Origin of the sequence: Pseudomonas sp. L-22-4S-12 (assembly GCF_009799935.1) — a bacterium.
Classification (GTDB): domain Bacteria; phylum Pseudomonadota; class Gammaproteobacteria; order Pseudomonadales; family Pseudomonadaceae; genus Aquipseudomonas.
In genome coordinates, this window is sequence record NZ_WELL01000024.1 from 1 (window position 1) to 456 (window position 456).

At 65.8% G+C, this 456-nt stretch carries 1 pseudogene; it reads left to right on the top strand.

Annotated elements, in window-relative coordinates:
• Nucleotides 1-456, top strand: a pseudogene (locus F3I16_RS20975) (hypothetical protein); the annotation flags it as partial.

The window sequence follows — 456 nt, forward strand, 5'->3', positions numbered from 1 at the left end:
GCGTGGCCTGGCGCCAGAACGAGCAGACCTACGACGGCGCCCTGGCCCAGCTCAAACCGCTCGCCGGGCTGACCCTGACCTATGCCTACATCGACAACATCAACACCATCTTCGGCCCCGGCAACGGCCAGTACGACGGCGCCGGCAACCCGGCCAACATCGAAGGCCACAGCCACCTGATCAACGCCCAGTACGTGCTCATGCCCGAGCTGACCGTCACCGCCTACGACTACCTGCTCGGCCTCGATAACCTCAGCGTCGGCAGCCAGTCCAGCGAGACCACCGGCCTGCGCCTGAACGGCGCGATCCAGGGCTTCAGCTATGTTCTGGAATACGCCCAGCAGCAGGACTACGCCGACAACCCGCTGGAGCTGGACAGCGACTACTACCTGGCCGAACTGGGCTACACCCTCAAGGGCGTGGCGCTGAAGGCCGGCTACGAAGTGCTGGGCGGCG